General features: G+C 77.1%; 1 pseudogene. It reads left to right on the top strand.

Features of this window, described 5'->3' with window-relative positions:
* Window positions 1–577 (top strand): annotated as a pseudogene (locus FOE67_RS27910) (hypothetical protein); the annotation flags it as partial.

Genomic DNA, 577 nt, shown 5'->3' with positions numbered 1-577 from the left:
CCGCCCCGCCCCCGCCACGGCCACCGACACCGAACGCTCCGCCCGGCGCCTGCGGCTGCTGCGCACCGCCCACCTGACCACCCCGCTCCTGACCGGCAGCGCCCTCTACCTCACCGCCCCCCTCCTGACCGGTGCCGCCCCGTGGTGGCAGTACGCCGCCCCCGCCGCCTGGGCCGCCGTGATGGCCGCCGCCGCGCCCATCACCCGCGCCCCCGGCCGACGCCGCCGACGACGGCGCGAGGAGCTGCTGGCCGACCTGGAGCGCCTGGCCGAACTCCCCGACACCACCACCGGCGACAGCAGTGACATCGAAACGGTCCCGGCGCCGCGGACCTACCCCGAGCTGCTGGCCCGCTACTGGGACCTCTCCGAGGTCGCCCCCGGCACCCGCCTGGTCAACATTCGACAGTTCGACCCGGCCCGCCCGGACTTCACCGCCGAAGTCCTCGCCGCCCCGGGCAAGGCCGTGCCCCGGATCAGCCCCGCGCAGTTGGCGGCGGTGTGGGACATGCCCGAGGGCAGCGTCACCCTCACCCCCGCCCCCGGCCACGGCCCCGGACACATGCGGCTGATCGCC

The sequence above is a fragment of the Streptomyces calidiresistens genome (genome assembly GCF_014141525.1).
Classification (GTDB): Bacteria; Actinomycetota; Actinomycetes; order Streptomycetales; family Streptomycetaceae; genus Streptomyces; species Streptomyces calidiresistens.
This window is presented reverse-complemented; position numbering and strand designations above follow the sequence as displayed.